5 protein-coding genes are annotated in these 5338 nt (G+C 63.0%); 1 reads left to right on the top strand and 4 read right to left on the bottom strand.

Translation table 11 applies throughout. The annotated features are described in order from the left end of the window. Window positions 1-274, top strand: a 274-nt coding sequence (locus tag AWC08_RS15150) for a zinc ribbon domain-containing protein (RefSeq protein ID WP_085087945.1), incomplete at its 5' end; no start/stop codon positions are given. A 204-nt stretch (window positions 275-478) separates the two neighbouring features. Here AWC08_RS15150 and AWC08_RS15145 read toward each other — a convergent pair. The 4 genes from AWC08_RS15145 to AWC08_RS15130 form a co-directional block, all read right to left on the bottom strand. Continuing rightward, the gene (locus AWC08_RS15145; RefSeq protein WP_085087942.1) at window positions 479-1366 is read right to left on the bottom strand and encodes an alpha/beta fold hydrolase; all 888 of its coding nucleotides are present in this window, start codon (window positions 1364-1366) and stop codon (window positions 479-481) included. A 93-nt stretch (window positions 1367-1459) separates the two neighbouring features. Next, entirely contained in the window at window positions 1460-3154 is a 1695-nt protein-coding gene (locus AWC08_RS15140) for a gamma-glutamyltransferase (protein WP_085087939.1), read from the bottom strand. Between the two features lie 152 nt (window positions 3155-3306). Further along, a complete protein-coding gene (locus AWC08_RS35345; RefSeq protein WP_142283601.1) occupies window positions 3307-3954 on the bottom strand; it encodes a hypothetical protein in 648 nt (215 codons plus the stop codon). After that, window positions 3951-5237, bottom strand: a complete 1287-nt coding sequence (locus AWC08_RS15130) for a tyrosine-type recombinase/integrase (RefSeq protein WP_085087933.1) — start codon at window positions 5235-5237, stop codon at window positions 3951-3953. Before AWC08_RS15130 ends, AWC08_RS35345 begins: the two co-directional genes overlap by 4 nt. Window positions 5238-5338: the final 101 nt, after the last annotated feature.

Below are 5338 nucleotides of genomic sequence, written 5' to 3'. Positions count from 1 at the left end.
AACCTGCCACGCCTGTAGGCATGTGCAGGACATCGGCTGGGACGAACAATGGCGATGCGGCAACTGCCACGTCACCCATCAGCGTGACGACAACGCCGCGATCAACCTCGCGCGCTACGAGGAACCCGATAGCGTCGTCGGCCCAGTTGGGGCCGCCGTCAAGCGTGGAGCCGACCGTAAGACCCGGCCTAGCCGGGCAGGTGGCCGTGAAGCGCGGAAGGGACGCAGCCACCGGGCTGCCGAACAACCCCGAGACGGGGTGCAAGTCGCATGATCACCAAAGATCACTCACTTGCAACGGTTTATCGGTTCGTGCAGTACCGGTCGACACGTAAATCGGTGTTTTCGGTGAAGTACCAGGTGATTTGGGGCACCTTACTGCCCGTCCACCCTGACGCTGTGCCGCTTACTACAGGAGCTGGCGTAGTGGACTGGTCCTTGACCTATCTGCATATGCCCTGAGGTTAGTTACACGAATTCAGGTGTTGCGGACGTCGGACGCATTGATGACGTCGCGAACCGCTGCGAGGACGGCGTCTGGTCGGTCGATCGGCAAGGCGTGACTGGCGTTGTCGACGAACACGAGTTGGCCTCGTGGGAACCGTGCAGCCAAGCTGTGGTGGAGTGCCTCGAGCCGACGGGCTGCGCTGACGGGGATCCCGGTGCGATGCCGTGGGGCCAACACCTGCACCGGTAGATCGGGTGCCGTTGCGCTGCTCAGGGCTTGCGATGTCTCGCGGATGTAGCGACCGAAGAGCACCATCACCGGCGTCGATGACCACCGAGCTTTAGGCGGGGTTACGACGATGTCGTCGAGGCGCTCCAGCGTCTGGTTGCTGGCTCCGGGTGGAGCCAAACGCCGTGCGAGTTTGCGTCCGGCACCGGGGAGCCGGGGCTCCAATTGCACTGCAAGGGAGAGAATTAGCGTGTTGGTGATGACTTTGGTCGCTAGACGGGCGGCACCGAGCCTTGATCCGAACGGCATTTCAGCGGGATCCAGTAGCACCAAACCGGCGACTTTCTTCGTGTGGCGCAGGGCGAACATTTCGGCGACCAATCCTCCTGAGGACCAGCCGACAATGACGACCGGTAGGGAGCAGCCCAAAGTCTCAAGTAGCTGGTCGAGATCGTCGGCCATCGCTGCAACCGTGCGATGCACGGGACCGTCAGACCGGCCGCTGCCAGCTCGGTCGTAGGTCACCACCGACGCGAAGGACTCCAGGGACTCTTCCAGCGAGCCGAAAGCACCCGTGGAGCCTTCCCCGCCACCACCGGCCTCAAGCACAACCGTGGGCCCCGAACCGGATACACGCACGCATAGAACCCGGTCTCCGATTTCCACGAGCTGGCGGTGGGGTCGCTTCATGGCTCAGACGGTAGTCCGAGTATCCGTAGTTGCTGTATCCGACGAATCGGTTGATTCACCTGCCGCTATGTCAGGGCCGGGAACTCCGGGTGGTTAGTCGGGGACGCCGCGGATGGGTCCCCAGCCGAAGGTGCGGGCGCCCCGGTAGCGGGGTGAGGTGTCGCCGGTAGCGATGGCACCCCAGTAGCCGCGTGGCAGTTTAGGGTCGCTTTTCGCGCGGGCTGAGATCAGTTGGCCCCGCTGGCGTACCGCGTTGAGCAGGGCGGGGTCGAATCTGTCGTCGACTGCGCGAGCAATCGGCTGCATGGGATCGAAGTCAGCGACCTTGGCGGCCAGGGAGGCGTCGACATCGATGTCCTTGGCATGAACGAGTGGCTGATCGGCCGCGGTGTCGACATCGACGCCCAGGCGCAGCACGCTGTCTAGTTGCTGGACGGCCACTGCGTGCATGCCGGCGCCCATGCTGCTGCAGGCCAACGCCGGGTGCCCGTCGCGCAGGGCGATGGCGGGGTTGATCGGCATCGGCAGATACGCACCTGGGGTCAGGCGCGCCAGGGCGGATTGTTGGAACGTGGCCGGGTCCGGGATGGCGATGCCGTCGACCACGATGCCGGTGGTGCCCCACAGCGCGGTGTTGATGCTGTGGCACACCGCGGCGATGTTGCCGTCGGCGTCTGCGGTGACGACGAAGTCGGAATGGCTTGCGCTCTCTCCAGATTCGTGAGCGGTGTTGTTGCGGCTCAACTGCTGCCACATCGCGGCGATCTGGTCAGGCTCAACTCCAGATGCCGAGCCCCAATGTGCTTCGGTCGCACTGCGTTCGATGATTCGGATCAGCCAATACAGTGCATCGGGATCTCTCGTCGGGTCGCCGAGATCGGCCGCCTCGATCAGCGATAAAGCAACAAGCAGCGCCACGCCGCCGGTATCGGGGGCCGGCATCGTGTGCACCTGGTAGCCGGCGAACTCAGCAGACAATGATTCGCCCCAGCGTGGCTGGTAGTCGGCCAGGTCGGAGAGTTGGACCCGTCCCCCGTCGCGACCGACCAGTTCGACAAAGCGGCGAGCCCACGGGCCGCGGTACATCCAGTCCGGGCCCTGCGCTGCGATGGCGCTCAAGGCGGCAGCCAGCGCGGGCTGGCGGAAAAGGTCACCGCTGCGCGGAAAGCGCCCATCCACGGTGAACGCTGCGCGGGCTTCAGCCGTGCGCGACAACGCGTCTGCGCGTGCATCGAACATCTTCTCGAACGCGTCGGTGATCGGGACCCCGTGCTCGGCAAGATGTATCGCCGGTGACCACAACGAGGCCCAGGGAAGTCGACCAAGTCGGTCGTGGGCGGCGAAGGCTCCTGCCACGAATCCCGGTACTAGCGCGGTGCGCCCGCTCGGCGTCGGCGGACGAGGAATACTCGCGGGATCCGTTTCAGCCCTGCACGTCCCGAACCCCGCCGACAACGTGTCAATCCTCCCGGTCGCGGCCTGGTAGTGGATCAGGCTGAAAATCCCGGCGTAGCTGACCCAGGAACCCAAACACTGCCCGATCTGAGCGAAGGCGGTACTGAGCGCAGCGTCAACAGCGCTACCGCCGGCCTTCAACGCCTGCTGGCCGGCCAACGTCGCGAACGCGCCCGTGGAGGCCACCACTATCCCGCGCTCGCCGAAGCCGATGGCGTCACCGGCCTCAGCCGCCACCGCAGCGCCCGCCCGCAGCGTCGACCGCACGATGTCACCGTCCCAACCGTGCGGATCTAGCGCATCCGCTCCGGACGGTGTTGTGAGGGACTCCACTACACGTGCTCCTACAGGCTGCCAACTCGCTCGTCCTGTGAGCTTATGGCGCGGATTGTCGAACCGTTATCGCTGGTATCCAGACCGCATAGCTGATTGCCCCCCACTGCGCGGCTGTCGGCGGTCCCGCCTCGCCCAACGCATCTCGCTTCCTATCCGTCAGTTCGTGATCGAACACCGTAACGGGGGTTAAGCCGAGCGACATTGCGTTCTTGCTCGTAAGTGATGTTCGCCCGAGCAGCTATCAGCGAGTCGTTCGTTCGTTTGAGTTTTGATTGGGCCCTGGCGAGTTCGCTTCGGGATGTTGCCAGGTCCTTCGTCATCTGGCGGAGCTTATCCGCCAGGAGTGTTCCGTCTGGGGCGCGGAGCTGAGCCCTGAGATCGCGAATGACGGAATCGCGTTCTCGTATTTGCTGGTGGAGTTGCTTGGCGAGCGCCTCGGCTTGTTTAGCGCGTTCACGGTAGGACGCTTGATGAGCTTCATGCCTCACGGTGGCCGCGGCTGCTGCTTCACCTCGAGAAACCTCGGCGGCGCCTTGCACAATGATCTTGAGGCTGCCTTCTGCGCATGTGCAGAGTTCACATACTGGAGTGCCGTCGGCGTTCTTCCGCCCGTCATGGGCGTAGATGAAGCTTTTACTGCGACCGGATAGTTTGATGACGTCCGTGACCTTAAATGGCGCACCGGTATTGATAAGCCGGTGCAAGGCTCTCCGAACGGCGTCGTGGGCAGCCGTGCTGTCGCTCTGTCGAGACTCGATGGCCTCTTTGGGTTGTCGAGGTTCAATGTCGGGGATCACTCCGATATCGCCTCCGTCGGTACGTGTTCGCGGACGTCGAGAACTGTTTCGGGGTCCTCATGACGGGTGAGCGTGCCCCAGCGCCAGCCGCCGTTCCAGAGCGGATTGTTCAAGTAGTCCTGGGTCGGGTTTCGTAAGTCGAGACGTTCAGCGTCCTCGACCAGGCCTAGTTCGGTTAGGCATGAGCGGAGGCCGTCGAGGGCGTCTTGCCAGCCCTCCACGGCCTGCATGATGTAGTCACGCGCCTCGTCGGTGGGTGCGCGTTCCGCGAAGGTAATTTGAGCCTGTATTCGTCGTTCCCAGTAGGTGAGGTCTGCGCCGGTGAGCACGAAGTTGTCGCATGGGCCTCGGTTGGGATCGCTGGTGCATTGCTGACCCCATGGACAGTCGCCACCGCCGACGACTGGACCGTAGATGCAGGCGCCATGTTCCACGGGGATAACTGTGAGGTCGATGCGTCGTTGAACGGCCTGGGCGTCGTCGGCAGGTTCGAAATCGCTTGGTGTGGCGAGTATCTGGCCTGGAGCGCTCATGCCGGGGCCTGCTGTCCAGACTCTGTTGAGGATCTGGGTGCGGTTCAGATCGCTGTATTGGGCGTATGAGCGCAGCATCTGTCGGCTGACGTGGCCAAGAAGTTCACTGACTAGCTCTCCGGGGGCGCCGCTGTTGAGCAGCTTTGTGGCCATCGTGTGACGGGTTCGGTGGCTCGTCACTGATGGGGGGAGGTTGATGGATTCGATCCACTGCCCGAATCCTTCACGGAAGGAGTTGTCCACTGAGAGGCTGAGATTCGGGTTCTGCATAGGGCGTGGAAAAAGGGGTTTGGTCTTGTCCCATTCTTCTTCCCGCCGCTGCTGCTGTCGGGGCGTGAGTCCAGCCAGCTCTTGGGAATAGCGGACCCGTAGTCTGCGTTGGGTCTTTTCCCGCCGGGCCTTCAGCCGCTGATAGACCACTGGATGGCAAGGGGTTCCGTGATCTACCTGGCCGATCTTCGTTTGGTCGCGCCAAAGGTATGGCTGATCTCTGACCTTGCCCAAGCAACCAAGTGCGAGGGCTGTGACCTCGCCGATACGGGACGCCTGATTCATGTGAGTGAGCCAGATATCGACGTAGCCCACGTCGTGGGTGTCTTTTTCGTCGAGAAGTTGGAGATTGTGGGGGTCGCTCAGCGTTCGCCAGGTGTCGTCGTCGAGGGGGCGTGGCTTTGGTTGCCTCTGCGGCAGCGAGTAACGAGGAAAGTGCTGCAGGAATCCCGGCCCGAACGTAACGGTGCTCGACTCCAACGCCAGTCGAGCTCCTCGACTGACGGGTCTGCTGCACGATCAGGTGACAGTTTCGGTCACGCGGCCTGACTGGCCGGTGTGGTCATGATTGCTTCGAATTC

It is taken from the genome of Mycobacterium gordonae (assembly GCF_002101675.1).
GTDB lineage: Bacteria > Actinomycetota > Actinomycetes > Mycobacteriales > Mycobacteriaceae > Mycobacterium > Mycobacterium gordonae.
This window is presented reverse-complemented; position numbering and strand designations above follow the sequence as displayed.